This window comes from Acidovorax delafieldii 2AN (assembly GCF_000175235.1).
In the GTDB taxonomy this organism is placed as follows: domain Bacteria; phylum Pseudomonadota; class Gammaproteobacteria; order Burkholderiales; family Burkholderiaceae_C; genus Acidovorax; species Acidovorax delafieldii_B.
This window is the reverse complement of the sequence record NZ_ACQT01000396.1, coordinates 1-2,265: the sequence shown is the minus strand read 5'-3', so window position 1 is coordinate 2,265 and position 2,265 is coordinate 1. Positions and strand designations below refer to the sequence as shown.

The 2,265-nt window shown below is 70.9% G+C and carries 2 protein-coding genes and 1 pseudogene; all 3 read right to left on the bottom strand.

What is annotated here, in order from left to right; genetic code table 11:
* Nucleotides 1-970, bottom strand: a pseudogene (locus ACDELDRAFT_RS21515) (acetyl-CoA hydrolase/transferase family protein); the annotation flags it as partial.
* A gap of 171 nt (nucleotides 971-1,141) precedes the next feature.
* Nucleotides 1,142-1,936, bottom strand: coding sequence for an enoyl-CoA hydratase/isomerase family protein (locus tag ACDELDRAFT_RS21510; protein ID WP_005800496.1), 795 nt, complete (start codon nucleotides 1,934-1,936; stop codon nucleotides 1,142-1,144).
* Nucleotides 1,937-2,014: 78 nt separating this feature from the next.
* Nucleotides 2,015-2,265: MaoC/PaaZ C-terminal domain-containing protein (locus tag ACDELDRAFT_RS21505; RefSeq protein ID WP_005800494.1), on the bottom strand; the 251-nt coding region annotated here is incomplete at its 5' end.

The following is a 2,265-nucleotide window of genomic DNA, read 5'->3' as shown; positions in this document are numbered from 1 at the left end:
ACGTAGCAGCCGGCAGCCACCTCGGCGTTGATCTGGCCGGTGAGGTCCACCTCGATGGCCGCGTTGATGGCGGTGAGCTTGTGGCTGGTGGCCAGCACCTCGGGGTCGTGCGTGTAGTCGGTGCCGCGCAGCTCGATCTGTGGGTTGCGGTGCGCCCAGCGGCGCAGGCGCTCGCCACCCATGAGGATGCCGCCAATGCCCACGCCGGTGTCCAGACTCTTCCTGGCGTTGGTGAGCACGCCGGCCTCGGCCAGGGCCGCAATGCCGTCGCCCACCGCGCCGCTGTGCAGGCCCAAATCGCGGTGGCCGTGCAGCGCGGCCAGCACGGCCTCGGGCAGGTTGCCGATGCCCAGCTGCAGCGTGGCGCCGTCTTCCACCCACCCCGCCACATGGCGTGCAATGGCCTGCTCCACCGGGCCGGGCGCGCTGCGGCTTTGGTCCAGCGGCGGGTGCTCGGCGTCGATGAGCAGCGCGAAGTCGCTGGCCTGCAGGTGCAGGCCACCGTGCGTCCAGGGCACGTCGGGGTGCACCTCGGCAATCACCACGCGCGCGCGCTCGATGGCGGCGGGCAGGTATTCCTGCACCAGCCCCAGGCTGTAGCGGCCCTGCGCATCGGGCGGCGAGACCTGCAGCAGCACCACGTCGACCGGCAGCACCCCCGCGCGGATCAGGCCCGGCAGATGGGAATAGTGGCTGGGCAGGATGTCCAGCACGCCGGCCTGGGCCAGGGCGCGGTGCGGCCCGCCCGCGGCATAGCCGAAGAAATCGATGGCGTCGGCCTGCCAGGGCTGCAGCGTGTCCGATGCGGCAATGCCCACGAACACGCGTCCAGCCGCCCGCCCTGTGCCAGCGCGTGGCGGTGCTGCACCACGGCGCGCGTGAGCGTCAGCGGCTCGGCCGTGGCCTGGCCCCACCACAGCGTGTCGCCGGGGCGGATCAGTGCCTGCAAGCGTTCGGCCAATGCGCCCATATCAGGCATCCATGGCGCAGCGCGCCACCCGCAAGCCATGAAACTGGCGCGCCGGCACCGGTCCGATGGCCGCGGAGCAGGCCATGCCAGCGGACGCCGTGGAGCGGGCTTCGCCCGGCCACTGGCGTCGTCCCCCTGGGGGGATGGCGCCGAAGGCGACACAGGGGGGAGTCATTTCCTGTCCCAGTCGAAGCGCAGCGGCTGCTTGTCCTTGAAGCGTCGCACCGCGTCCTGGTGGTAGTCGGAGCCACGGCACACAGATTGCGCATAGGACTCCAGTTCGGCGATGGTGCGCGCGTCGCTCTCGAAGGACTGGTTCATGATGGTCTTGGCCATGCCGATGGCGGCGGTGGAGGCCTCGCCAAAACGCCGCGCCAGCGCCCGCGCGGCCTCGGTCAGCGCCGCGGCGTCGTCCACGATGTCGAACACCATGCCGAGCTGCTGGGCCTCTTCGGCATCGACGGTGCGCGCGGTGAAGACCAGCTCCTTGGCCTTTTGCTGGCCCACGATGCGCGGCAGCAGGTGCATCGCGCCCAGGTCGGGGATCAGGCCAATGCGGCCGAACACCGCGCAGAACTTGGCGCGGCGCGTGGCCAGCACGAAGTCGGCTGCCAGCGCCAGGCTCAGGCCCGCGCCGAAGGCCGGGCCGTCCACCGCGGCGATCACGGGCTTTTCCAGGTTCACGAGTTCGGGGAACCACTGGTGCAGCTCGCGCATGCCCTTGCGAAAGGCCAGGCCGGTGCGGGTGGTGTCCAGCATGGCCGAGATGTCGCCGCCCGAGCAGAACGCGCCGCCCGCGCCGGTGAGGATGACCGCGTGCACCTGCGCGTCCTCGCGCATCTGCGCGATGGCGGCGGCCAGGGCCGGGCGCATGGCCTGGTTGAGCGCGTTGCGTGCCTCGGGGCGGTTCAGGGTGATGGTGCCGATGCCGTCCTGCACGGAGGTCAACACGGGGGATGCGCTCATGGCGTGCTCCAGGGTATTTGATTCAGAACGAGCTCCAGCGCTTACCTATGAAGCGCCGGCAGCTCACTTTTTGATAGCTCACGCCAGTTCGGCGAAGCCGTGGCTCAGCACCACCTTGTCGCGTTCGAGCACACGGGCGCGCAGCTGCACCTGCGCCGGCTGGCCGGGCACGCGCCAGATCTCGGTCACCAGCGTCTCGCCCGGGTACACCGGGGCGGCGAAGCGGATGTCCAGCGCCTTGAGGCGCGCGGGATCGCCGGCGCAGCACTGGCGCAGCAGCGCGTACGCCACCAGGCCGTAACTGGCCAGCCCGTGCAGGATGGGGCGCT

What these genes read in the sequence shown, in the direction of transcription:
- ACDELDRAFT_RS21510 (WP_005800496.1), bottom strand. Translation starts at nt 1,936, where the DNA reads ATGAGCGCATCCCCCGTGTTGACCTCCGTGCAGGACGGCATCGGCACC.